The organism is Paraburkholderia sp. CNPSo 3274, from assembly GCF_024206475.1.
Classification (GTDB): domain Bacteria; phylum Pseudomonadota; class Gammaproteobacteria; order Burkholderiales; family Burkholderiaceae; genus Paraburkholderia.
Map to the genome: position 1 here is coordinate 1 of NZ_JAMBPR010000096.1, position 23,972 is coordinate 23,972.

25 protein-coding genes, 1 tRNA gene and 1 pseudogene are annotated in these 23,972 nt (G+C 64.6%); 14 read left to right on the forward strand and 13 right to left on the reverse strand.

What is annotated here, in order from left to right:
• From M3I54_RS38545 to dusA, 3 genes and pseudogenes are all read right to left on the reverse strand, one after another.
• Positions 1 to 194: pseudogene (locus M3I54_RS38545) on the reverse strand (IS256 family transposase); the annotation flags it as partial.
• A 495-nt stretch (positions 195 to 689) separates the two neighbouring features.
• Positions 690 to 765: transfer RNA gene (locus tag M3I54_RS38550), tRNA-His, on the reverse strand.
• Between the two features lie 88 nt (positions 766 to 853).
• The gene (gene dusA / locus M3I54_RS38555) at positions 854 to 1,855 is read right to left on the reverse strand and encodes a tRNA dihydrouridine(20/20a) synthase DusA (protein ID WP_254345185.1); all 1,002 of its coding nucleotides are present in this window, start codon (positions 1,853 to 1,855) and stop codon (positions 854 to 856) included.
• A gap of 417 nt (positions 1,856 to 2,272) precedes the next feature.
• Here dusA and M3I54_RS38560 point away from each other — a divergent pair, with 417 nt between their 5' ends.
• A complete protein-coding gene (locus tag M3I54_RS38560) occupies positions 2,273 to 2,545 on the forward strand; it encodes a hypothetical protein (RefSeq protein WP_028204875.1) in 273 nt (90 codons plus the stop codon).
• Positions 2,546 to 2,671: 126 nt separating this feature from the next.
• On the opposite strand, the gene M3I54_RS38565 is transcribed toward M3I54_RS38560, so the two are convergent.
• Positions 2,672 to 2,914 carry a hypothetical protein gene (locus tag M3I54_RS38565; RefSeq protein WP_254345187.1) on the reverse strand — a complete coding sequence of 81 codons (243 nt, stop codon included), beginning with the start codon at positions 2,912 to 2,914 and terminating at the stop codon, positions 2,672 to 2,674.
• A 175-nt stretch (positions 2,915 to 3,089) separates the two neighbouring features.
• Between M3I54_RS38565 and M3I54_RS38570 the strand changes: the two genes are divergently transcribed.
• From M3I54_RS38570 to M3I54_RS38580, 3 genes are all read left to right on the forward strand, one after another.
• Entirely contained in the window at positions 3,090 to 4,142 is a 1,053-nt protein-coding gene (locus M3I54_RS38570; RefSeq protein ID WP_254345189.1) for an NADP(H)-dependent aldo-keto reductase, read from the forward strand.
• Between the two features lie 191 nt (positions 4,143 to 4,333).
• Positions 4,334 to 5,395 (forward strand): permease, encoded by a 1,062-nt coding sequence (locus tag M3I54_RS38575; protein WP_254345192.1) that lies wholly within the window; start codon positions 4,334 to 4,336, stop codon positions 5,393 to 5,395.
• A 103-nt stretch (positions 5,396 to 5,498) separates the two neighbouring features.
• Complete coding sequence (locus M3I54_RS38580; RefSeq protein ID WP_042268617.1) at positions 5,499 to 5,921, forward strand: hypothetical protein; 423 nt, start codon at positions 5,499 to 5,501, stop codon at positions 5,919 to 5,921.
• An 18-nt stretch (positions 5,922 to 5,939) separates the two neighbouring features.
• Here M3I54_RS38580 and M3I54_RS38585 read toward each other — a convergent pair whose 3' ends face one another.
• Together M3I54_RS38585 and nodI are read right to left on the reverse strand one after the other, a co-directional pair.
• On the reverse strand, positions 5,940 to 6,770 hold the full coding sequence (locus M3I54_RS38585) for an ABC transporter permease (RefSeq protein ID WP_254345200.1): 831 nt from the start codon (positions 6,768 to 6,770) through the stop codon (positions 5,940 to 5,942).
• Positions 6,771 to 6,828: 58 nt separating this feature from the next.
• Positions 6,829 to 7,743, reverse strand: a complete 915-nt coding sequence (gene nodI / locus M3I54_RS38590; protein WP_254345202.1) for a nodulation factor ABC transporter ATP-binding protein NodI — start codon at positions 7,741 to 7,743, stop codon at positions 6,829 to 6,831.
• 322 nt (positions 7,744 to 8,065) lie between these two features.
• Here nodI and M3I54_RS38595 point away from each other — a divergent pair, with 322 nt between their 5' ends.
• Positions 8,066 to 8,536, forward strand: a complete 471-nt coding sequence (locus M3I54_RS38595) for a universal stress protein (protein ID WP_254345204.1) — start codon at positions 8,066 to 8,068, stop codon at positions 8,534 to 8,536.
• A 61-nt stretch (positions 8,537 to 8,597) separates the two neighbouring features.
• On the opposite strand, the gene M3I54_RS38600 is transcribed toward M3I54_RS38595, so the two are convergent.
• The 3 genes from M3I54_RS38600 to lexA all read right to left on the reverse strand — a co-directional run bounded on the left by M3I54_RS38600 (position 8,598) and on the right by lexA (position 10,451).
• A complete protein-coding gene (locus M3I54_RS38600) occupies positions 8,598 to 9,272 on the reverse strand; it encodes a DUF2939 domain-containing protein (protein WP_254345235.1) in 675 nt (224 codons plus the stop codon).
• Positions 9,273 to 9,368: 96 nt separating this feature from the next.
• Positions 9,369 to 9,746: a hypothetical protein gene (locus M3I54_RS38605; protein ID WP_254345206.1), complete on the reverse strand. Its 378-nt coding sequence runs from the start codon at positions 9,744 to 9,746 to the stop codon at positions 9,369 to 9,371.
• 54 nt (positions 9,747 to 9,800) lie between these two features.
• Positions 9,801 to 10,451, reverse strand: coding sequence for a transcriptional repressor LexA (lexA, locus tag M3I54_RS38610; protein ID WP_254345208.1), 651 nt, complete (start codon positions 10,449 to 10,451; stop codon positions 9,801 to 9,803).
• A gap of 292 nt (positions 10,452 to 10,743) precedes the next feature.
• Between lexA and M3I54_RS38615 the strand changes: the two genes are divergently transcribed.
• The 6 genes from M3I54_RS38615 (at position 10,744) to M3I54_RS38640 (ending at position 16,960) form a co-directional block, all read left to right on the forward strand.
• Positions 10,744 to 11,802: a sulfate ABC transporter substrate-binding protein gene (locus tag M3I54_RS38615; RefSeq protein ID WP_302059316.1), complete on the forward strand. Its 1,059-nt coding sequence runs from the start codon at positions 10,744 to 10,746 to the stop codon at positions 11,800 to 11,802.
• A 141-nt stretch (positions 11,803 to 11,943) separates the two neighbouring features.
• Complete coding sequence (gene cysT, locus M3I54_RS38620; RefSeq protein WP_254345210.1) at positions 11,944 to 12,843, forward strand: sulfate ABC transporter permease subunit CysT; 900 nt, start codon at positions 11,944 to 11,946, stop codon at positions 12,841 to 12,843.
• Positions 12,840 to 13,808, forward strand: coding sequence for a sulfate ABC transporter permease subunit CysW (gene cysW / locus M3I54_RS38625; protein WP_254345211.1), 969 nt, complete (start codon positions 12,840 to 12,842; stop codon positions 13,806 to 13,808). The genes cysT and cysW overlap by 4 nt, the downstream gene beginning before the upstream one ends.
• Before the next feature lie 2 nt (positions 13,809 to 13,810).
• Positions 13,811 to 14,869, forward strand: coding sequence for a sulfate/molybdate ABC transporter ATP-binding protein (locus M3I54_RS38630; RefSeq protein ID WP_254345212.1), 1,059 nt, complete (start codon positions 13,811 to 13,813; stop codon positions 14,867 to 14,869).
• Positions 14,870 to 14,954: 85 nt separating this feature from the next.
• Positions 14,955 to 15,881 (forward strand): CysB family HTH-type transcriptional regulator, encoded by a 927-nt coding sequence (locus tag M3I54_RS38635; protein WP_254345213.1) that lies wholly within the window; start codon positions 14,955 to 14,957, stop codon positions 15,879 to 15,881.
• Between the two features lie 50 nt (positions 15,882 to 15,931).
• Complete coding sequence (locus M3I54_RS38640; RefSeq protein ID WP_254345214.1) at positions 15,932 to 16,960, forward strand: asparaginase; 1,029 nt, start codon at positions 15,932 to 15,934, stop codon at positions 16,958 to 16,960.
• Positions 16,961 to 17,047: 87 nt separating this feature from the next.
• Here the strand turns inward: M3I54_RS38640 and lysM are convergent, their stop codons facing one another.
• From lysM to gcl, 4 genes are all read right to left on the reverse strand, one after another.
• Positions 17,048 to 17,557, reverse strand: coding sequence for a peptidoglycan-binding protein LysM (lysM, locus tag M3I54_RS38645; protein ID WP_254345215.1), 510 nt, complete (start codon positions 17,555 to 17,557; stop codon positions 17,048 to 17,050).
• Between the two features lie 438 nt (positions 17,558 to 17,995).
• On the reverse strand, positions 17,996 to 18,901 hold the full coding sequence (locus M3I54_RS38650) for a 2-hydroxy-3-oxopropionate reductase (RefSeq protein WP_254345220.1): 906 nt from the start codon (positions 18,899 to 18,901) through the stop codon (positions 17,996 to 17,998).
• 43 nt (positions 18,902 to 18,944) lie between these two features.
• Positions 18,945 to 19,742 carry a hydroxypyruvate isomerase gene (hyi, locus tag M3I54_RS38655; protein WP_254345221.1) on the reverse strand — a complete coding sequence of 266 codons (798 nt, stop codon included), beginning with the start codon at positions 19,740 to 19,742 and terminating at the stop codon, positions 18,945 to 18,947.
• 125 nt (positions 19,743 to 19,867) lie between these two features.
• Positions 19,868 to 21,652, reverse strand: coding sequence for a glyoxylate carboligase (gene gcl, locus M3I54_RS38660; protein ID WP_254345222.1), 1,785 nt, complete (start codon positions 21,650 to 21,652; stop codon positions 19,868 to 19,870).
• Positions 21,653 to 21,823: 171 nt separating this feature from the next.
• Between gcl and M3I54_RS38665 the strand changes: the two genes are divergently transcribed.
• From M3I54_RS38665 to M3I54_RS38675, 3 genes are all read left to right on the forward strand, one after another.
• Positions 21,824 to 22,732 (forward strand): substrate binding domain-containing protein, encoded by a 909-nt coding sequence (locus M3I54_RS38665; protein WP_254345223.1) that lies wholly within the window; start codon positions 21,824 to 21,826, stop codon positions 22,730 to 22,732.
• 124 nt (positions 22,733 to 22,856) lie between these two features.
• Positions 22,857 to 23,651: an RNA polymerase sigma factor gene (locus M3I54_RS38670; protein ID WP_254345231.1), complete on the forward strand. Its 795-nt coding sequence runs from the start codon at positions 22,857 to 22,859 to the stop codon at positions 23,649 to 23,651.
• Positions 23,641 to 23,972 (forward strand): anti-sigma factor (locus M3I54_RS38675; RefSeq protein ID WP_254345233.1); only part of this gene is annotated, 332 nt, incomplete at its 3' end. The genes M3I54_RS38670 and M3I54_RS38675, both read left to right, overlap by 11 nt.

A 23,972-nucleotide genomic window follows, 5' to 3' on the forward strand; every position in this document is an offset into this window, starting at 1 on the left:
CCCGCCGGATAACCCAGATGGTGTCCAAGTTCGGCACCCAGCGCCCGCTCGATCAGCGCCTTCTTGAACGCGGCTGAAGCGGCGTGCACCGCTTCGGCGGTCATGGGTCCCTTCACGAACTGGTCGATCAGCTCCTTCGGAATGGACGGTAACGCTGTCTGCGCTTCGGTAGTTGTCTTGGGTTTGCGTGGCATACATGCTCCTTGAGCTACATGTTATGCCTTGAACACAAAATCTATGACAGACCCCATAAAAATTCTACCGATTGCAGTCGGCGAGCTTCGCAAGAACTCCAGTTCGAGTGGAGAGAAGATCGTTGTATTGCAGACCTTGCATACGATGTTGCGAAGCATAAATCGCTTGTCATCAGCACCCATGCCCGCTGGAATCATGTGCTCGGCACTGAAGGGACCACTGCTCGGACAGTAGATGCATTTACCCTCGATTTGGTCTTTCGGCATACGCGCTCTCAGGTGTTGTTTGATTTTTTTGCGCCCAGTCGCCCGAATCTAGGTCGCATCCCGGTCCGCGAAATGATTAATGCGCTAGCGGCCATCCACGCTCGTACATCAGCAGGTGCAGGAAGACGGGCTGCGAAGCGTAGCGGAAAATTGCTTACACCGGCCCTTACACGGATTCCAGAAAGCAAAAAGCCCACTCGCAGGAGTGGGCTAAGTGCTTGAATTCTTTGGGGTGGCTGATGGGACTCGAACCCACGACGACAGGAATCACAATCCTGGACTCTACCAACTGAGCTACAGCCACCGCTGTTTGCTTAACCAGCGCTGCTTTGAAAGCGGCGTCAATCAAGAATAAAGATTATATACATACTAAAGCTGCCTTGCCTAGCCCTTTATTCAAGAATTTCGTCCGGAACGCGCAGATATTCGCGGGCCTCGTCGAAGATCGCGAGATCTGCCTTCGCGAGCTTGCGGCTGTCCGAGAGGATGCGGCGCCATCCTCGCGCACCGGCCACGCCGCGATAGAGGCCCAGCGCATGGCGCACGATCGCGCCCAGGTAAGTGCCGCGCGCAATTTCGCTCGCGCAGTACTCGATGAGCCGCGCTTCCACTTCCTCGCGCGTGAGCGCAGCATCGGTTGCGCCATAGAAGCGCGCATCGACGTCGGCGAGCACGTAGGGGTTGTGGTAAGCCTCGCGGCCGAGCATCACACCATCGACATGCTGTAGATGCTGCTCGACTTCGTCGAGCGCCTTGATGCCGCCGTTGATGATGATTTCGAGCTGCGGGAACTCGCGCTTGAGCTGGTACGCATAGTCGTACTTGAGCGGCGGGATCTCACGGTTTTCCTTCGGGCTCAAGCCCTTCAGGATCGCGTTGCGCGCGTGGACGATGAAAACCTCGCAGCCCGCTTCGGCAATCGTGCCGACAAAGTCGCGCACGAACGCATAGTCCTCGACCGTATCCACTCCAATGCGGTGCTTGACCGTGACGGGCACGGATACGACATCGCGCATCGCCTTCACGCAATCCGCCACCAGTTGCGGTTCGTTCATCAGGCACGCACCGAACGCGCCCCGCTGCACGCGCTCGGACGGGCAGCCGCAGTTCAGGTTGATCTCGTCGTAGCCCCACTGTTCGCCGAGCTTCGCGGCGCGCGCGAGGTCGTCGGGTTCGCTGCCGCCCAACTGAAGCGCGACCGGCGCCTCGGCCGGCGTGAACGCGAGATGGCGCGGCACGTCGCCGTGGAGGAGGGCGCCCGTCGTCACCATCTCCGTATACAGCCACGTGTGCCGGGAGACGAAGCGATGCAGCGAACGGCAGTGGCGATCGGTCCAGTCCATCATCGGCGCGACGGATACGCGGCGGGGGCTGGGTTGACGGTTGGCGGTCATGGCGATGGGAAACCGATGAGTAACGGCTGGCGTGGATCAACTTTGCATTTTAACGCATGCGGGCCTCGCTCTTCGTACCCTTTGCGCACTGCGCCAATTTGCCGAATTCCCATGCAGGAAGCACGCCCGATAGCCATTTTTGGCCGAAAAACCCTGCGCGCGGTATGTGATTCGCGTGGAATTTGCTGCGTTGCGCAAATTATTTTGGCCGCCGCTTTAGGGTCTGTTCGTCGCTCAGCCCCGTCAGAATTGCCTGACGAGATTGTTGCTGAATGCAGAATAGTAAATTCGGATTATCGCGATTATTTTCTGATAGTAGGTGTATACACTGAGTTTCGTTGACGCAGCTCGTGGGCACTGACCTCCCAGGCGCGGCGCCTTCCCGATCCGCCATTGAACCTGATATTGGAGTCCACCATGAAGACCAAACTCATCGCAGCGCTGCTGGTCGCAGCTACCGCTTCTGTTGCCGCTCCGGCGTTCGCCAGCGGCTATGGCCCGGCACCGTTCTATCGCCCGGACGTCGGCGCGCCGGCTTCGCAGCGTGGCCAGAGCGTGCAGACCGTGGCCGCCGAGCGCGTCCAGGAACAAGGCGCCCAAACGGCTTACGGCGGTGTCGCCGGCTCGGCTTCGCAGTCGGGCAGCCACGCGAAGGCCACGGGCCCGCAATCGGTCTTCTTCGGCCAGTAAGTCGCGCCGAGGTTTCCGATTCGTTTGCGGGCCGCCCGCGCGTCGGGCGGCCTGAAAGCCGGATGTCGTTTCGACGTCCGGTTTTTTGCATTTTTGCGCCTGTTCGGTTTTTCCCCTGGGCGACGCTCAGGAAACGGCGCGCACGCGCTTGTCGATAGCCTCGCGAATGCGGTCGAAGGCCGCGTCGAAGGCGTTGTCCTGGGTCGGAAAGCGGCCAGCAGCGATGCCGTCAACCGGAACGTTGCCGTTTTCGGCGTCCGTGAGGCTTTGAATGATTTGCGTCGAGACGAAAAAGCCAGATTCGTGGTCGCCGTCCACACCGGCTGTCATGTCGAAACCCATGTATTCGTAGCTGCGTCGGTTTTCCATGCCGATTTCTCCTCGTAGGCGCATGTGCGGATTCTGGCACGTCTCCCGGCGAACGGCGCCGTGACCCGCCGGGGCACATTCGATCGAATTCGGCCGTATTCGGCAATTCCTGAAAAAATCCCCGTGACGTGATAGTTTGCGCGTTTCCCTACCCGAACTGATGGACAACGTTTCCATGGAATACCGCACACTCGGCGATACCGACGTCAAGGTGAGCCTGATCGGGCTCGGCACGATGACGTGGGGCGAGCAGAACACAGAGCGCGAGGCGCACGAGCAGATCGACTACGCGCTCGACCAGGGCGTCACGCTGATCGATGCCGCTGAAATGTACCCCGTGCCGCCGCGCCCGGAGACGCAGGGACAGACCGAGCGCTTCATCGGGACGTGGCTCGCGCAGCATCGCGCAGCGCGCGAGCGCATCGTGCTCGCCACCAAAATCGCGGGCCCGGCGCGCCAGCCGCACAATCCACAGCACATTCGCGGGCCGCAGAACCAGTTCGACCGCAAGAATCTGACCGAAGCGCTCGACGGCAGCTTGAAGCGCCTGCAGACCGAGTACGTCGACCTGTATCAGCTGCACTGGCCCGACCGCAGCACGATGACGTTCGGCCGCAGCATGTATCCGTATCTCGACGATGCGTACACGGTCCCGATCGAGGAAACGCTCAGCGTGCTCGCCGATTTCGTGAAGGCGGGCAAAATCCGCCATATCGGCGTGTCGAACGAAACGCCCTGGGGCGTCGCGCAGTTCCTGCGCGCCGCCGAAAAGCTCGGGCTGCCGCGCATCGTCAGCATCCAGAATCCGTACAGCCTGCTCAACCGCACGTTCGAAAGCGGCCTGTCCGAATTCGCGCACCGTGAAGGCGTGGGTCTGCTCGCGTATTCGCCGCTCGCGTTCGGCTGGCTTTCGGGCAAGTACGAGGGCGGGGCGCGTCCGGAAGGCGCGCGCATCACGCGGTTCGAGCGCTTCAAGCGCTACAGCAAGCCGGAATCGGTGGCCGCGACGACGCGTTACGTGGAACTTGCCCGGGCACATGGCTACACGCCCGCGCAGTTCGCGCTCGCGTTCGTCAACAGCCGGCCGTTCCTGACCAGCAATCTGATCGGTGCGACCTCGCTCGACCAGTTGAAGGAAAATATCGCTAGCGCCGACGTCAAGCTCAGCCCCGAACTGCTCGCGCAGATCGACGCGCTGCACGAGCAGCAGCCGAATCCGGCCCCTTAAAGGGAAAGCGGAGAAGCCGCGTTGTCCCTTGCCGGGCCGCGCGGCGCCGCGCGAACGCCAACGCAGCAAAGTCGTTGGCGATTCGCAAGGCATACACTACGATCCAGCATGCGCCGTTCGGGGCGCCATCACGCCTCGCGTGACGGCGCCCCGCCGGCCGTTCATACGCTCAATCCCGGAGAATTTTTACAATGACGAGCGCACGTCCAGCGCAATCGCCCCCGTCTTACGGCTGGCCCATTTTCATTTTGCTGGCGGTGGCCGGCCTCTTCTACGTGAAGTGGTTCCCGTACTATCACCGCGCATTCACCGCCGAGGAAACACACTCCATCGGCAAATCGATCCTGACGGGCGGCGCGGCCACGGCCCCCGAGCCCTCGTTCTCCGCCGCGCTCGATTACGCCTTCGCCTACGGCAAGGCGATCTGGCAGGCCATGGTGCTCGGCCTGCTGCTCGGCTCCGGCGTGCAGGCGCTCCTGCCCGTGCAGTGGGTCGCGCGCGTGCTCGGCCGGCGGGGCTTCGGCAGCGTGGCGGCGGGCGGCCTGCTCGCGGTGCCCGGCATGATGTGCACCTGCTGCGCCGCGCCCGTGGTCGTGGGCCTGCGCGCGCGCAACGCGTCGGCGGGCGGCGCGATTGCGTTTTGGCTCGGCAACTCCGTGCTCAATCCCGCCACACTCGTGTTCATGGGCTTCGTGCTCGGCTGGCAGTGGAGTGCGCTGCGTCTGGCGCTGGGCCTGCTGATGGTGTTCGGCCTCGGCTGGGTCTGCAACCGGCTCGTTACGCCCGAGGAATCGCGCGCCGCCGACGACCGCCTGGCGCAACTCGCCCAGCAGCAGGCCGAAGGCGGCAACGTCTTCGTGCGCTGGGCGCGTATCTTTGCGCGCATGGCCGTACGGCTGGTGCCGGAGTACATCGTACTGGTGCTGCTCCTTGGCGCCGCGCGCGCATGGCTTTTCCCGCACATCGGGCCGGAGGTCACGAGCAGCCTTGGCTGGATCGTCACGTTCGCCGTGGTCGGCATGCTGTTCGTGATCCCCACGGCCGGCGAGGTCCCCATCATCCAGGCGATGCTCGCGCTCGGCATGGGCGTGGGTCCCGCGGGCGCGCTGCTGATGACGCTGCCGCCCGTGAGCGTGCCGTCGTTCGCGATGCTGGCGGGCTCGTTCCGGCCGCGCATGCTCGCCGTCGTGGGCACGACGGTGGTGTTCTTCGGCATCGCCGCCGGGCTCGCGGCGGTGGCCCTGGGCTTCTAGGGACGCCGGGAGGAGCAAGCGCCATGCGTTCAGCGTTGGCATTCTTGTAATACGCGGGCGGTTCGCCGTCCGCCACGGAGCGGGCCGCGGCCCGAAAACCAGCATGGCAAAGCAAAAAACCAATCCGAAACTCGAGCAGGCGCTCACGCGCGGCGATCTCGCCATTCGCCAGGCCAATTCGGCCCGCGCAACGGCGGTGCTGCGCGCGCTCGGCAAGATGATCGTCGAGGCTTCGGCCACCATCGGCGTCGAGGCGGATACCTCGATTCCCGACGGCGATCGCATCTACGACCCGGCCGATGGTCTCTGGCCGCAGTCGCTGCTGGTTTCGCTCGACGGCCCGGTGGAGGAGTCGGATCCCGAAGAGATCCGCACGGTGCGTTTGCTCGCTCAGACCCAATCGACGATGTTCCGCGTGGAATGGCATCGCGCCGACGGCAAGGTCGGCCGCCAGGAAGGTGGTCCGTTCGCGACGGTCGCGTTTATTTCGGACGTCGATATTCCCTGGGGGGACGACGAGGACTGAACGCCTCGCGGTGCTGTTTCAGCGCATCATGCGCCGGCGGAACAGCACGGAAGCGATCGCGAACGGCACCACCACGTAGATCGCAAGCACCAGCAGATGCAGGCCGGCCTGCTCGACAGGCCGGTCGAGCATGGCAGGGCGGATCAACGCAACGGCATGCGCGAGCGGCAGCATCAACGTGATGTGCTGCGCGGCGGCGGGCAGTTGCGCGATCGGAAAGAACACGCCGGAGAGCAGCAGCATCGGCGTAAGCACGAGCGTCTGATAAAACATGAAGAAGTCGTAGGACGGCGCGAGCGCGGTGACAATCATCGCGCAGCTCGCGAACGCGAGGCCCGCGAGCGCGATCACGGGCAGCGCGAGCAGCATGGAAGGAAAGCTCGCGTAGCCGAGCAGGCCCGCGACCACCATGATCGCCGCGCCCGAGAGCATCGACTTGCTCGCGGCCCACATCACTTCGCCGAGCACGACGTCGCCAAGCGTGAGCGGCGTGTGCATGATCGCTTCCCACGTGCGCTGCACGTGCATGCGTGAAAAGCCCGAGTACATCGACTCGAAGCTCGCCGACATCATCACCGAAGACGACACCGTGCCCGCCGCGAGAAACGCGATGTACGAGACGCCATCGACGTGCCCGACCATCAGCCCGAGCCCGAAGCCCAAACCGAACAGATAGATCATCGGGTCGGCGAGATTGCCGAACATCGACGCGAGGGCGAGCTTGCGCCAGACCAGATAGTTGCGCCGCCACACGGCCACCCAATGCGTGGCGTTCGAAGGCAGCGCGGCGCGCGGCTCGGGCGCAGGCGCGGGGCGCGAGGGCGTCGGGTTGTTGGTGCGTGTCTGCATGGTGTCCTTGGCGAGTCGTACGCCGCCGTTGATCCTGCCGCCGTTGATGCTTGCGACGTTAATCTTGCATCTCGCGGCCCGTGAGCCGCAGGAACACGTCTTCGAGATTCGCGGGCCGGTGCAGGTAGCGCAAATCAGATCGATGGCGCAGCTTTGCATGCACGGGCGCGGGGTCGTCGACATAGCAGAACAGCGTCTCGCCGCTGATCTCCATGCGCTTCGCATCGCCCGCGAGTTCATCACGCAACGCGACCGGGTCCGGTCCGTACACCTCGATCACATCGCAGCCGATCTCCGATTCGATCAGCGCCTTGGGTGCGCCCTCGGCGATCTTGCGGCCTTCCTCGATTACACAGACGCGATTGCAAAGCCGTTCGGCCTCCTCCATGAAATGCGTGGTGAGGAGAATCGTCTTGCCGCGCGCGAGCAGCGAGCGAAGCCGCTCCCAGATCAGATGCCGCGCCTGCGGATCGAGGCCCGTGGTGGGCTCGTCCATCACAAGCACATCGGGGTCGTTCACGAGCGCGCGCGCGAGCGTGAGACGACGGCGCATGCCGCCGGAGAGTTCACCCACGCGCGCGTCGGCCTTGCTTTCGAGGCGTGCGAACTCGAGCAGCGGCGCGATGAGGTCGCGCGTTTGGCGCGCGGACAAGCCGAAGTAGCGGCCGAACACTAGCAGGTTCTCGCGCACGGTGAAGTCGGGGTCGAGATTGTCGAACTGCGGCACCACACCCACGCGCTGGCGGGCGTGGCGCGCGCGCGCCGGCACCGGCTCGCCGCACAGGCTGATGCGCCCCGCATCGGGCGAAACGATGCCGAGCAGCATGCGCAGCGTCGTGGTTTTCCCCGCGCCGTTCGGGCCGAGCAGCCCGAAGCATTCGCCAGGAACGACGTCGAACGACAGGCCGTTGACGACCGTCCTGTCTCCGTAATGTTTGATGACCTGCTCGAATTCGATGGCGGGTGCGGGCATGGACCGGTTAAACGTGAGTCGAACGGGCATCGCGCGAGTCGATCGAAGAATCGAACGAAAAAACGCACGAAACAAGGCGGCCCATTTTAGTGCATTGCTGCGTGGCGGGGCGGGCGTCGCTTCGAAGCCGTTTGACGATGCGCGAGGCGAATGCATGTCGCGGCAAGCATCCAATCATTGCACCAGACGCGTGCGCCGTTCGGGACGCATCTGGCGTCTTTCGATGAACACCTGGCGTTTTCCAGGCCTTGCGTGTGGAATTGCGGCGCACCATCATGAGAATCGCACAGCCTGCAAACCGCGCGGGCGGGGAGAAGCGATCATGGCGAGCTATAAAAAAATTCTGCTCTGTTACGACGGCTCGCGCGAAGGCCGCAAGGCACTGCGTTGCGGCGCCGATCTTGCGCTCGATCTGCAGGCGGAAACGCACTTGCTCTCGGTTGTCGACATGCGTTCGACGATCGCCCAGAGCGCCGGCCTGCTGACCGACGTGGCCTGCGGCCGTTTTGAGGAAACGGCGCGCGAAATCCTTCAGGAAGGCGTGGACTGGCTAACCGAGCGCGGCGTGCATGCCCAGGGGCACTTCGCGTTCGGGCATCCGATCGACGAAATCGCGAATCTGGCCAACGAGCTGAATGCCGACCTCGTGGTGGTGGGCCACCGCTGCCGCACGGGGCTCTCGCGCTGGTGGATGGGCGCGGGCAACACGCCGCTGCTCGACCGCGTATCGTGCAGCATTCTCGTGGCGTGTTCGTCGGCGGCTGAGGAAAAGCAGCAGCAAGCCGCCGCGTAGAGGATCAAGCGGGCCGGCTCGCACAGAACCGGCCTGTTTCCGCGTTCACTTCTGATTTGTCTCAGTTCGAGACGTTTCCTTCGTTTAGCTCGACCGCCGAGAGCTTCCACGAGAAGAGCCCGTGACGCTGCAGGATGGCGGCGTAGTGCTCGCCCGTACTGCCGCGGTCCCACGTGAGCGCGAACTCATTGAGGCCGCGATAACCGGCCGTGGTAACCGGCCGAGGCGCGGGCGCGGGGTTGCCGGATGCCGCCGGGGCCGGTGGCGCGGCGGAGGCGGGTGCCGGTTGCGCCGATTCTGCCGATTGCGTGCCGGATTCCGCTGGCGGCGGCGCGTGCGGCTGGTCGCCGGGCTTGCCCGTCGGCGGCATGCCATTGAGCAGGGCGGCCACGCCTTCCGGCGTGGCGTAAGCATCCACGAGCGGACTAATCAGTGCCGCGCCAATCACGGCGCCGAGGATCAGCAACGGATTGCTGCTGTGCTGCCCCTCGACACGCCGGTGCAGCAGCTCGCCAACCTGCTGTTTCAGGCTCAAGCGCAGCGCAGGGTAATCGACGTACTCGTTGAGCGCGACGGCGTCACGAGCGTCGGCGGCGGCTTTCATGTGTTTCACCGCGATATAGGGCGACGCATAGGCGTAGCCGATCGCGGCAACAACCATGGCGAGCGCAACCGTGATCGCAACGGGCTTTTTCCAGCCTTGGGTCTTACGCGGGGTAGAGAGAGATTCCGTCATCGGCATAGGGCAAATCGTTCAAACACGGTGTTGACCGCAAACCAGGCCAAACGATCCCGCCCGTAACCTCTTCTCACATTTGAGCAGCGTTCCTGCTTACTTCGCGAGCGCTGCGGGCAGGTCGCTGTGCTGCTCGGCGATGCAGCGGTCGATCGCGCGGCAAACCGCGTCAACCGTGCCGACGAGGATGAGCCGCGACGGACCCTGATAGACGCGCACGGGCGCACGGCGCATCGGCTGTTCGGTGTTGAGCGTGCTGTTGAGCGACACGCGGGCAAACGCAGGCTGGGCCGAGGGCAACACGGGCAGGTCGGCCGTGCTGGCCGCCACCATCTCTGGCGAGTCTTCGAAGAGCGAGCCGCTCAGTGCGGCAGTCGAATCGCGTACTTCGCGAACCGCACACGAGGCGATTCCACGGAGGTGGCGAAGACGGCCGAATTGGCGGAAGGGCAGCAAGCGGGCAAGGCGTTCCATGACTCTCTCCAGGTAGTGCGCAGATGGTGCGCAAACTGCGGGCAGACGGATTGCTTAGAATTCGGTGGGGCGGATCAGGCCGACCGCAATGCCTTCGAGCGCGAATTCCGCGCTGCCGGCCTCGACAAAAATATTGTCGTAATCGGGGTTCTCGGCGATCAGTTCGAGCCCGTTCGGACGGCGCTTCAGGCGCTTCACGGTGACGTCGTCGCCAAGGCGCGCCACGATGATCTGGCCGTCTTTCGCTTCGGCCTTCTTCTGCACGGCGAGCAGGTCGCCGTCGAGGATACCGGCGTCGCGCATGGAAAGGCCGCGCACCTTCAAGAGGTAGTCGGGGCGGCTCGAGAACAGCGCCGGGTCGCACATGTAGTTCTGCGAGATGTGCTCCTGAGCAAGGATCGGGCTACCCGCTGCGACGCGGCCGACGAGCGGCAGCGAGAGCTGCATGATGCTCGGGTGCGGGAGCGTGAACTGGTGCGGCAGGTCGTCGGGCCCCGGCATGAGGCGGATGCCGCGCGAGGCGCCCGCAGCCAGTTCGATCACGCCCTTGCGCGCCAGCGCACGCAGATGCTCCTCCGCGGAGTTGGCCGAGCTGAAGCCGAGTTCCGCCGCGATCTCGGCGCGTGTGGGCGGGAAGCCCGTGCGCTCGATCGCCCGGCGAACCAGATCGAAAACCTGCTGCTGTCGTGCGGTGAGTTTGGTCATGGCGCCACTGTATGTTTGAACAGGTAACTGTATTTTTATACAGTACTCGCCACTTTTCAAGTGTTACTTGAAGTTCGTCTACTGAGCGTTGCCATCACGCCGCTTTCCCGTGTTTGCGCGGATGAAACCGCGCTCGAGCAGCGACTTCCTCTGTCCTTACCACTTTTGCGTATTAAAAAATGAAAAAACATCATTTTTAATAATGTAAGCGGATCGCTAGACTGGCCTCCATCGTTAGGTGCACTTCACCAATGAGCGCAAACGAGCACACACGAGAACGGAGAACAGATAGATGGGCACGACAAATACGGGGCGCGCGGGCTGGCTGAAAACACTGGCGGCAAAACTGGTTATCGGCGTGGCGCCGCTCGCCGGAGTCACGGCGATGGCGGCCATGGCGCCTGTAGTCGCTCACGCGGATACATCGCTGCTCAACGTCTCCTACGATCCGACGCGCGAGCTGTACCAGGACATCAACGAAGCCTTCGTCAAGCAGTGGAAGGCGAAGACGGGCGAAACGCTCACCATCAAGCAGTCGCATGGCGGCTCGGGCGCACAGGCGCGCTCGGTGCTCGACGGCCTGCAAGCCGACGTCGTGACGCTCGCGCTGGCATGGGACATCGACGCGCTCGCCAACAAGGGCATCGTCGCGAAGGACTGGCAAAAGCGCCTGCCCGACAACGCCTCGCCGTACACGTCGACCATCGTGTTCCTGGTACGCAAGGGCAATCCGAAGCACATCAAGGATTGGGACGACCTGACCAAACCGGGCGTTTCGATCGTCACGCCGAATCCGAAGACCTCGGGCGGCGCGCGCTGGAACTATCTCGCAGCGTGGGCGTATGCGCTGCACCAGCCGGGCGGCAACGAGCAGAAGGCGAAGGACTTCGTCTCGAAGCTCTACAAGAACGCGGGCGTGCTCGACTCGGGCGCGCGGGGAGCCACGACGAGCTTCGTGCAGCGCGGCATTGGCGATGTGCTGATCGCATGGGAGAACGAAGCATTCCTGTCGCTCAAGGAATTCGGCCCGGACAAGTTCGAGATCGTGGTGCCTTCCGTGAGCATTCTGGCTGAGCCGCCCGTTGCCGTGGTGGACAAGGTCGTCGACAAGAAGGGCACGCGCAAGGAGGCCGAGGCCTACCTGCAGTTCCTCTATAGCGAAGAGGGCCAGGAGATCGCCGCGAAGAACTTCTACCGTCCGCGTTCGGACAAAGTCCCGGCGGTGCTCACGGCGAAGTTTCCGAAGCTGAAGCTCTACACGGTCGACGACACGTTCGGCGGCTGGACCAACGCGCAGAAGACGCATTTCGCGGATGGCGGCGTGTTCGATTCGATCTATCAGCCTCAGTAAGCGACGTCATCACGCGGTACCGCAGTACCGGTCAGCAGTCGATAACGACGCGACCGCATAACAACGAAGCGCGCCCACGGGCGCGCTTTTCGGCGCCGCTTTGAATACAGGAAGCGCGCAACCCATGTCTGGATGACGAGCATGACCACATTTAGATTCCGCAAGCCTAGTGCGCTGCCCGGATTCGGCTTGACGCTTGGCATCACGGTGGCTTACCTGAGCCTCGTGGTGCTTATTCCGCTTGCCGCCACCTTTCTCAAGACGGCGACGCTCGACTGGAACCAGTTCGTGCGCGCCGTGTGGTCGCCGCGCGTGATCGCGTCGTACCGGCTCACGTTTACCGCCGCGCTCGGCGCGGCGTTGATCAACGCCGTATTCGGTTTCCTGCTTGCGTGGGTGTTCGTGCGCTATACGTTTCCGTTCAAACGGGTGATCGATGCGCTCGTCGATCTGCCGTTCGCACTGCCGACCTCCGTGGCCGGCATTTCGCTTGCCGCCGTGTATGCGGGCAATGGCTGGATCGGCCAGTTCCTGCAACCGCTCGGTCTCAAGATCGCGTTCACGCCGCTCGGCGTGCTCGTGGCGCTGACATTCATTGGCTTGCCGTTCGTCGTGCGCACGGTGCAGCCGGTGCTCGAGGACTTCGAGCGCGAACAGGAGGAAGCCGCCGCGTGCCTCGGCGCCTCGCGCTGGCTCACGTTCCGCCGTGTCGTGCTGCCCGCGGTGCTGCCGGCGCTCCTCACCGGCTTCGCGCTCGCGTTCGCGCGCGCGTTGGGCGAGTACGGCTCGGTCATCTTCATCGCCGGCAACGTGCCGATGAAGTCGGAAATCACGTCGCTGCTCATCATCACGAAGCTCGAACAATACGACTACGCGGGCGCAACGGCACTCGCCGTGATGATGCTCTGTGTTTCGTTCGTCATGCTGCTCCTCATCAATTCGCTGCAGTGGTATCTGCAACGCCGCACGAGCCGGGGTGTAACGGCTGGCAGCGCGCCGAATGCCGTTGTGGGCGCAACCGTCGCGGGAGGTGCGCAATGAGCACGCTGCCGCAACAACGAAGCACGCTCCGGCCGGACCCGGTCACCGAAGCACCGTGGGTGCGCTGGCTCCTGACTGGCATCGCGCTCGCGTTTCTCGCGCTGTTTCTCGTGGTGCCGCTCGTCGCCGTGTTCTGGCAGGCGCTGTCGAAAGGCATTGGCTTCTACTTCACGTCGCTCGTCGATCCCGACGCGCTCTCCGCGATCAAGCTCACGCTCATCACCGCGGCGATCGCGGTGCCGTTGAATCTCGCCTTCGGGCTCGCGGCTTCGTGGGCGATCGCGAAGTTCGAGTTTCGCGGCAAGGCGCTGCTCACCACGCTGATCGACCTGCCGTTTTCGGTTTCGCCCGTGATTTCGGGTCTCATCTACGTGCTGCTGTTCGGCGCGCAGGGCTGGTTCGGGCCGTGGCTCGAAGACCACAACGTGCAGATCATTTTCGCGGTGCCGGGCATCGTGCTCGCCACGATCTTCGTAACGTTCCCGTTCGTCGCACGCGAGCTGATTCCGCTGATGCAGGCGCAGGGAAACGACGAAGAGGAGGCCGCACACGTGCTGGGCGCCTCGGGCTGGCAGATGTTCCGCCGCGTGACGCTGCCCAATATCCGCTGGGGCTTGCTGTACGGCGTGATTCTTTGCAATGCGCGCGCGATGGGCGAGTTCGGCGCGGTTTCGGTGGTGTCGGGCCACATTCGCGGCCAGACCGACACGATGCCGCTGCACGTCGAGATCCTTTACAACGAGTACAACTTCGCGGCGGCGTTTGCCGTGGCATCGCTGCTCGCGTTGCTCGCGCTCGTCACGCTTGGCCTGAAGCTGCTCGCGGAGCGCCGTCTTTCGGCGGAACTGCGCGGTGCGGATGAGATTCCCGCCTACGCCGGCCCGCAACCTGTGACCGTGCAACAGGTATCACAACACGCAGCGCCTCGCGCCGTGCGCCAACCGATTCAAGTAGGGGAGCAGTAACCATGGGCATCACCGTCAGCAATCTGCAGAAGCGCTTCGGCGACTTCACCGCCCTCGACAACGTTTCGCTCGACTTTCCGCCGGGCGAACTGGTTGCGCTGCTCGGACCGTCCGGTTGTGGCAAGACCACGCTCCTGCGTGTGATCGCGGGCCTCGAATATGCCGACGCGGGCCAGGTCGCGCTGCAAGGCCAGGACGTGGGCGAAGTGGGCGCGCGCGAGCGCCAGGTGGGCTTCGTGTTCCAGCACTACGCGCTGTTCCGTCACATGACGGTGTTCGAGAACGTGGCGTTCGGCCTGCGCGTGAAGCCGCGCAACGAGCGGCCCTCGGAGGCCGTGATTCGCGAGAAGGTGCATGAGCTGCTCAAGCTCGTGCAGCTCGACTGGCTCGCGCAGCGCTATCCGTCCGAGCTTTCGGGCGGGCAGCGTCAGCGCATCGCGCTTGCGCGCGCGCTCGCCGTGGAGCCGAAGGTGCTGCTGCTCGACGAACCGTTCGGCGCGCTCGACGCCAAGGTGCGCAAGGAGTTGCGCTCATGGCTGCGCCGCCTGCACGACGACTTGCACATCTCGACGATCTTCGTCACGCACGACCAGGAGGAAGCGCTCGAGGTGGCCGATCGCATCGTCGTGATGAATCATGGGCACGTGGAGCAGGTGGGCAGCCCGCAGGACGTCTATGATCATCCGCAGACGGCGTTCGTCTACGAATTCCTGGGCGCCGCGAACCGGCTGCGCGGCAGCGTGGACGCGCGCGGTTTCGTCGCGGACGGCGCGGCGCAGCCGATCTCGGTGCACGCGAGCTTCGCAGGCCCGGCGCTCGCCTACGTGCGGCCGCACGACCTCGTGCTGCACCGCGAAGCGAGCGATCATCGCGACGGCATCGTCGTCGACGTGCGCCGCGTGGTGACGCTGGGCGGCTCGGTGCGCGTGGAGCTGGAAAGCCGCACGGGCGGCGCGCTCGAAGCCGAGCTCGACCGCGAGTCGTGGCGCGCGCTGGGGCTCACGGTGGGCGAGGGCGTGACGGCGGTGCCGCGCGGACTGCGCGTATTTCCGGCGCATTGAGCGCTGTAAAAAGCGGCCCAGCGAGCGTTACAGTGCTCATATCGACAAAAACGAACAATCGGTCAGCAGTCCCGGAGAGAAGACCATGAATTTTCAGCAGTTGCGCTTCGTGCGCGAAGCCGTGCGGCAGAACATGAACCTGACCGAAGTGGCGAACGTGCTGTATACGTCGCAGTCGGGCGTCTCCAAGCAGATCAAGGATCTCGAAGACGAACTCGGCGTGGACATTTTCATTCGCCGCGGCAAGCGCTTGACCGGCCTCACCGAGCCGGGCAAGGCCGTGCATCAGCTGATCGAGCGCATGCTGCTCGACGCCGAGAATCTGCGCCGCGTGGCGCGCCAGTTCGCGGACCAGGACAGCGGTCACCTCGTGGTCGCGACCACCCACACGCAGGCGCGTTACGCGCTGCCGAAGGTCGTGCACCAGTTCCGCGAAGTGTTTCCGAAAGTCCACCTCGCACTGCGTCAGGGCAATCCGCAACAGATCGCGCAGATGATCATCAACGGCGAGGCCGACATCGGCATCTCGACCGAGGCGCTCGATCGCTTCCCCGATATCGTGACGTTTCCGTGCTACTCGTGGCATCACGTGGTGGTCGTGCCGAAGGCGCATCCGCTCGTAGGCCGCGAAAATCTCACGCTCGAAGACGTCGCCGAATATCCGATCATCACGTACGACCAGGACTTCACGGGCCGCTCGCATATCGACCAGGCGTTCGCGAAAGCCGGCGTGGTACCCGACGTGGTGCTGACCGCCATCGACGCGGACGTGATCAAGACCTACGTCGAACTCGGCATGGGCGTGGGCATCGTTGCGGCGATGGCCTACGACCCGAAGCGCGACAGCGAACTCGTCGCGCTCGACACGGAGCATCTCTTCGATGCGAGCACGACCCGAGTGGGCCTGCGCAAAGGCGCATTCCTGCGCCAGTACGCGTACCGGCTCATCGAAATGTTCGCGCCGCAGCTTACCGAGCAGCAGATCGCGAGCCAGTTGCGCGAAGCAACCTGAAAAGCGGGCTGATTTTCCCGGCGGGCGGCGGATCGCTTAAAATCGCCGCCATGAATACTTCCACTTCCTCTCCCGCCGCAGCGCCCAGGGCACTCCCGCGCATCGCCGTGCTCGCCACGGGCGGCACCATCGCGGGCTCCGCTGCGGACGCCGCGAACACCGCTGGCTACCAGGCCGGCGTGATCGGTGTCGCGCAGTTGCTGGCAGCCGTTCCGGGCCTCGACGCCATCGCCCGGATCCATGCCGAGCAGGTCGCGAGCATCGACAGCAAGGACATGTCGCTCGCGCTGTGGTCCACGCTCGCGCAGCGTGTGAACGAACTGCTGGCAAGCGACGAGATCGACGGCGTGGTGATCACGCACGGCACGGATACGCTCGAAGAAACCGCGTATCTGCTGCATCTCACGGTGAAGAGTGCGAAGCCATGCATTTTGACGGCCGCCATGCGGCCCGCCACGGCGCTATCCGCCGACGGCCCGCTCAATCTGCTCAATGCCGTCACGCTCGCCGCGAGCGAGGCGGCGGCCGGGCAGGGCGTGCTGGTGGCGTTCAATAACCGCATTCATTGCGCACGCGACGTCGCGAAGGTCAGCACCTACGCGGTCGAAGCATTCCAGTCGCCTGAAATCGGCGCGCTGGGTTGGGTGCAGGATGGGCGCGTGGAATTCCAGCGCCGCGCGCTGCGCCCGCATACGGTCGATGCGCCGTTCACGGCATCGGCGCAATGGCCGCAGGTCGAGATCGTGATGAGCTACGCGGGCGTGTCGCGCGCGGCGGTCGAAGCACTCTTTGCCGCCGGTGTGGATGGGTTCGTCGTGGCTGGCACGGGCAATGGCTCGATTCACGGCGCGTTGCAGCAGTCGCTGGCCGAGGCGGCCGCCAAGGGCGTGGCCGTCGTGCGCGCCTCGCGCGTCGGCTCGGGACACGTGATGCACAACGGCGCCGCCAAGGACGATACGCTCGGCTTCGTCTCTTCGGGCACGCTTAGCCCCTACAAGGCGCGGGTGCTGCTGCTGCTTGCGCTGGCAGCGGGCACGACCGACAAGTCGGGGCTGCAGGACGTGTTCGACACGTACTGAGCCTGGCCGCGCACGTCGAAAAACGGGCCTCGCGGATCGCTCCGCCAGGCCCGTTTCGTTTCGGGCCGTGTTTGCGTGTTGCCGCGCTTACTGCAGCGGCGGAATCACGAGCACCTGACCCGGATAGATCTTGTCCGGGCTCTTGAGCATCGGCGTGTTCGCCTGGAAGATCACGTCGTTCTTCGCGCCGCTGCCGTAGTACTTTTCGGCGATCTTCCAGAGGTTGTCGCCGGCCACGACCGTGTGGTGCTGCGCTTCGGGCGCGGGGTTCGTCACGGTCATCTGGTCGTCGACCTTGTCGACGTTCTGCACGTTGCCGGCCGCGACGAGGATCTTCTCCTTCGTAGGCTGGTCGGCGGCGTTGCCGGTGACCGTCACGGTGTGCGAGACGCCGTCGTAGGTCACGCCGAGATTGTCGGCGTCGAGGCCTTGTGAGCGGATATAGGCCACGATCGCGTCGCCGGCCTTCTGGTTCAGTTCGGCGAGATTCGCGGCGGGGTCTGCCGGTGCGGCAGCGGGTTCCGCGGCGGCGGCCGGCGTGGCAGCCGCGCCGAACAGTTTTTCGCCTGCTTCCTTGATGAAATTGATAATGCCCATCGATCACACTCCTCACGTGCTGGAAATGATTGGGTGGTCACGCCTCGGCTCCGCCTTGACCGGTCTGCGTGACAGCCAGATGAAAGCACGATTTTAGAAACGCGGCCGCGAAGGCGTCCATCGGGGCGGCGTCAAAGAGTGTGAAACCAGGGAGAAATAAGAAGGCAAAGAAAAACGGGCATCCGACACGCGGACACCCGATGACGACGTCTGACCGACCAAGGCTTCCCCGCCGTCACCGGGTGCCGCTTTCGGACCCCACTGGCCGCCCTCAGCCCAGAGCGGCACCGATTTGCCTCGCGACGGTTGCCGCCGCCGCGAAGCGCCCCACGGGAGGCTCGTGCGCCTTAGTCTCTGCGCGCGAGCCGGTATGCGTGATCCGTTTCCGCGGGCGGTTCGCACGTTGCGTGCGAACCGCCGTCCAGCTACCGCTAAAACTTAAGCCACCTTCACCTGCGCTTGCGGTTCGGCGATCTCGAAGTTCGCCATGATTTCGAGTGCGCGGATCATGGCCGAGTGGTCCCATGCCTTGCCGCCGTTCGCGGCGCACACGCTGAAGAGTTGCTGCGCGCTTGCGGTATGCGGGAGCGCGATGCCCAGCTTGCGTGCACCGTCGATCGCGAGATTCAGGTCCTTCTGGTGCAGTTCGATGCGGAAGCCCGGATTGAACGTGCGCCTGGTCATGCGTTCGCCGTGCACTTCGAGAATGCGCGACGAAGCGAAGCCGCCCATGAGGGCCTTGCGCACACGCTCGGGGTCCGCGCCCGAACGTGCTGCGAACAGCAGCGCTTCGGCCACGGCCTCGATGTTCAGCGCGACGATGATCTGGTTCGCCACCTTGCAGGTTTGGCCCGCGCCGTTGTCGCCGATGAGCGAAATGTTCTTGCCCATCAATTCGAACAGCGGCAGCACGTGCTCGAACGACTTTTGCGGGCCGCCCACCATGATCGTGAGCGTGGCTTCGCGTGCGCCGACTTCGCCGCCCGAGACCGGTGCGTCGAGATAGTCGCAGCCGAGCGCGTTGATCTGTTTGGCGAACTGTTGCGTTTCGAGCGGCGAGATCGAGCTCATGTCGATCACGAGCTTGCCAGCCGAGAGACCCTTGGCGACGCCGTCGTCGGAGAACAGGACGTTGGCGACATCAGGCGTGTCCGGCACCATCACGATGACGATGTCCGAGACCTTCGCGACAGCCGTCGAATCGGCGACGACTTCAGTTTGCGTGCGCAGGTCCTCGGGCACCGGGTACTTGCCGTTCACGGCGAGCGTGTGGCCGCCCTTGATGAGGTTGCGCGCCATGTGCGCGCCCATGATGCCGAGTCCGATAAAGCCAATCGTTGCCATCTTGTGTCTCCGTTAAAGCGAATGCGTGAATGTGCGTAGGGGCTCAGGCGAGTTCGGCGGTGCGCAGCTTCGCGCTGCGCAGCCAGCCGAGGCCTTCGACGGTCGTCGTGCGCGGCTTGTATTCGCAGCCGATGTGACCTTCGTAGCCGAGCGTGTCGAGCAGATCGAACAAGAACGGGTAGTTGATTTCGCCCGTGCCGGGTTCGTTGCGGCCAGGATTGTCGGCGAGCTGGACGTGGGCGATCTTCGCGAAGTGCTTCTTGATCGTCGCGGCGAGCTCGCCCTCCATACGCTGCATGTGATAGATGTCGTACTGCAGGAACAGGTTGTCCGAGCCGGTCTTTTCGATCACGTCGAGCGCTTCGGCCGAGCGGTTCAGCGCGAAGCCGGGAATGTCGTACGAGTTGCACGGCTCAACGAGCAGGCGGATGCCTTCGCGTTTCAGAACGCCCGCCGCGTAGCGCAGGTTCTCGACGATGGTGGCGAGTGCCGTTTCGCGATCGACGCCGGCCGTCGGAATGCCGACGAGGCAGTTCAGTTGCGGCACCTTCAGGGCCTTCGCGTACTCGATCGCGCGGCCAACGCCTTCCTGGAACTCGCCGCGGCGCTCGGGCAGGCAGGCAATGCCGCGCTCGCCCGCTTCCCAGTTGCCGGCGGGCAGGTTGTGGAGGACGAGCTTCAGCCCGTTGACCTCCAGACGCTCGGCCAGCTCGGCGGCCTTGTACGGATACGGGAACAGGAACTCCACGGCGTCGAAGCCCGCTTGTGCGGCCGCTGCGAAGCGGTCGAGGAAGGGCACTTCGTTGAACAGCATGGTGAGGTTCGCGGCGAATTTTGGCATGGTGCTGGGTCTCGCTGGTCGGTCAGTAAAGGAAGTCAGGCGGGAAGTCACGCGGTAGATCAGCCAGGCAGCGCGCCGATGCCGGGCGCGCTGCCCGTGCTGCGGTGATGCGTGGTCGAGTGCGCTCAGTCGAGGGCATTCAGTGCGCTGATGGCAGTCGGCGCGTGCTCGGGCTTTTCGGCGAGTTCTTCGAACTCGTTGACTGCGTCGATCTCGGCGCCCATCGCGATGTTGGTCACGCGCTCGAGAATCACTTCGACGACGACCGGCACGCTGTGCTCGGCGGCGAGCGCCTGGGCCTGTTTGAGCGCCGGGGCGATCTCTTCCGGCTTGAACACGCGCAGCGCCTTGCAGCCGAGGCCTTTGGCGACCGTAACGTGATCCACGCCATAGCCGTTCACTTCAGGCGCGTTGATGTTCTCGAACGCGAGCTGCACGCAGAAGTCCATGTCGAACGCGCGCTGCGCCTGGCGGATCAGGCCGAGATACGAGTTGTTCACGACCACGTGCACGTACGGCAGCTTGAACTGCGCGCCCACGGCCAGCTCTTCGACCATGAACTGGAAGTCGTAGTCGCCCGAGAGCGCCACGATGGGACGCGTCGGATCGGCTGCGCGCACACCGAGCGCGGCGGGAATCGTCCAGCCGAGCGGGCCCGCCTGGCCGCAGTTGATCCAGTTGCGCGCCTTGTACACGTGCAGGAACTGCGCGCCTGCGATCTGCGAAAGGCCGATGGTGCTCACGTAGCAGGTGTCGCGGCCAAACGCCTTGTTCATCTCTTCGTACACGCGTTGCGGCTTGATCGGCGTGTTCTCGAAGTGCGTCTTGCGAAGCATCGTGCGCTTGCGTTGCTGGCAGTCGGCCACCCACGCGCTGCGATCCTTCAACTTGCCCGCGGTCTTCCATTCCTGCGCGATTTCGACGAACAGTTCGAGCGCGGCCTTCGCGTCCGAGACGATGCCGAGATCCGGGCCGAACACGCGGCCGATCTGCGTCGGTTCGATATCGACGTGCACGAACTTGCGGCCCTTCGTGTACACCTCGACGCTGCCCGTATGGCGGTTAGCCCAGCGGTTGCCGATGCCCAGCACGAAGTCGGAGGCGAGCATCGTGGCGTTGCCGTAGCGGTGCGAGGTCTGCAGACCGACCATGCCGGCCATGAGCGGATGGTCGTCGGCAATCGCGCCCCACGACATGAGCGTCGGGATCACGGGCACGCCCACCGTTTCGGCGAACTGCACGAGCAGGTCTTCGGCTGCTGCGTTGAGCACGCCGCCACCCGACACGATCAGCGGCTTTTCGCTGGCGTTGAGCAGTTCGAGCGCGGCCTCGATCTGCTTGCGCGTCGCCTTCGGCTTGTAGACCGGCAGCGGCTCGTACGTTTCGATGTCGAATTCGATTTCGGCGAGCTGCACGTCGATCGGCAGATCGACCAGCACCGGACCCGGACGGCCCGAGCGCATCAGATGGAACGCCTGCTGGAACACACGCGGCACGAGCGCCGGCTCGCGCACCGTGACGGCCCACTTGGTGACGGGCTTGGCGATCGACTCGATGTCGACGGCCTGGAAGTCTTCCTTGTAGAGGCGCGCGCGCGGCGCTTGGCCCGTGATCGCGAGGATCGGAATCGAATCGGCCTGGGCCGAGTAGAGGCCCGTGATCATGTCGGTGCCTGCGGGGCCCGAGGTGCCGACACACACGCCGATGTTGCCCGGCGTGGCGCGCGTAAAGCCCTCCGCCATGTGCGAGGCGCCTTCGACGTGGCGCGCCAGCACGTGCGTGATGCCGCCGGCCTTTTTCATCGCCGAATAGAACGGATTGATGGCTGCGCCCGGCACGCCGAAAGCGGTATCGATGCCTTCTTTTTCGAGCACCAGAACAGCGGCGTCGACGGCTCTCATTTTGGCCATGGTTGTCTCCTGAATGTCTCGTATGCGAGGAATGGGTAAGCGTTGAGGCCCACTTTAGGGGCGCAGGAAAGGTTTGATAAGATCAGTCCAGGTCGTTTATTCCGAAACAAAAAGTATGGAATGCTGGCGGGATGGGGCTTCCGGCTCGCAACTCGACGGTGGAGACACGCAATGGACCGCTTCAAGCAGATCGAAACCTTCGTGCGCGTCGCAGAAGCGGGCAGCCTCGCGGCGGCGGCGCTCGAGGAAGGCGTTTCGCCGGTCATCCTCGGGCGGCGTATCGACGCGCTGGAAAAGCGCCTGGGCGTGAAGCTCATTTACCGCTCTACGCGGCGGCTCGTGGTGAGCGAGGAGGGCGCGGCCTTTCTCGAACGCTGCCGCGGCCTGCTCGCCGACTGGGATCAGGCCGAAAACGAGCTATCCGCCGGGCGTCAGGTGGTGAGCGGCCATCTGATCGTGTCGGCGCCCGCCGCCTTCGGGCGCAAGCACGTCGCGCCGCTCGCGCCCGAGTTTCTTGCCGACAAGCCCGAACTCCAGGTGTCGTTCAATCTCACTGACCGCGTGGTCGATCTGGTGCGCGAGGGTTACGACCTGTCGATCCGCATCGGCGGCGCGGTGGACCCGAACTTCGTCGCCGTAAAGCTCGCCACGAACCGGCGCGTGGTGTGCGGCACGCCCGCGTATTTCCGCAAGCACGGGCGGCCGCAAACGCTCGAAGACTTGCCGAATCACAACTGCCTGGCGTTCAACCTGCAGGGCGGCCAGAACCGCGGCTGGTACTTCAGCCGCGGCGGCAAGCTCGTCACCGTGCGCGTGGGCGGCACGCTCGACTGTAACGACGGCGAGTTGCTGCACCGCTGGGTGACCGAGAGCCTCGGCCTCGGCTGGCGTTCGACCTGGGAGATCGACGCCCAGCTCGCGCGCGGCGAACTCGAAACGGTGCTCGACGAGTACGCGCTGCCCGACTACGACATCCTCGCGGTGTATCCACAGCAGCGCTACGTGCCGGCGCGCGTGCGCTACTTCATCGACTATCTCAAGGAGGTCTACGCGCGGCCGGGGTACTGGGCCGGCGCCTGAATGCGCGGTTCGGATTTATTTTTCGTTTTCGTGCGCAGAGAGCGGGAATAAACTGGCCCGAGCTTCGGTAGTGCCTCTATGCGGCCACGGTCGCGCAAGCCAAACGAAGACGCAAGGGGACGACGTGGGCGAATCCGCGTATGAACAGGATGAGGCAGGGCGCAGCCGCCGCTTTCAGGCGCTGGCGCTGCCGCATCTCGACGCGGCCTACAACCTCGCCCGCTGGCTCTCGCGCAACCCGGGCGACGCGGAAGATATCGTCCAGGAGGCGTTTCTGCGCGCGTTTCGCTTCTTCGACGCGTTTCGCGGCGACGAGGCCCGCCCCTGGGTGCTCGCGATCGTGCGACGCGTCTGGTACGACGAATGGCGGCGGCGCGCGGGCGCGGAAGAGGTGGCGCCGTTCGATGAGTTGCGCGACGACGCGCCGCTCGAAGGCTGGGAAACGGGCGGCGTCGATCCCGAGACGCTCGCGATCCGCGCCGAAGACGCCCGCCACGTGCACGACGCGCTCAGGCGCCTGCCGGTGGAATATCGGGAGGTGCTGGTGCTGCGCGAGCTGGAGGAACTGGGCTACCGCGAGATCGCGGCGATTGCCGATCTACCGGTCGGTACCGTGATGTCGCGGCTCGCACGTGGCCGCAGGCGTTTGGCGACGCTGCTGGCGGCGTACCACGGCGGCGAGCGCGACAGGGCAGCGGCGGGTAGTGCAGTCAATGAGACTGCGAGCGATTCGGTTGTCCGCGACCACGGCTGCGCGGACGACAAGGCAGGAGTCGGGGAAAGCAATCAAGCCAGGAGACCATCCGGCCGGGGGAACGGCGGTCGGTTCCGCGAGGAGCCGGCCGCCGACGGCGGAGCGCCGTTGCGCCCTCGCTCTCACGCCGAAGGCCGAACGACGGAGGCGCCCGATGAACTGTAACGAAGCGCGCCCGCTGGTCGACGCGAGCGTCGACCGCGAACTCTCTGCCGCCGACGAATGGCGTGTGCGCGAGCATCTCGCAGGCTGCGAGCCGTGCCGCCGTGTCGCCGCCGACGTGCAGGCCATCTCTCAAATAATCCGCTCCGCGCCATACCACCGCGCGCCGGCTGGGCTTGCCGAGCGTATCGTCGCGGCATTGCCGGCAATGGACGCGGCGCCTGCGCAGGCAACGCCTTCGCCAGCCCCCGCGCGCGACTCGGGCGGCTGGCGCGGTTGGGTGCGCAACTGGTGGCGGGGCAGCGGCGGCGTGCGAGGCGATGT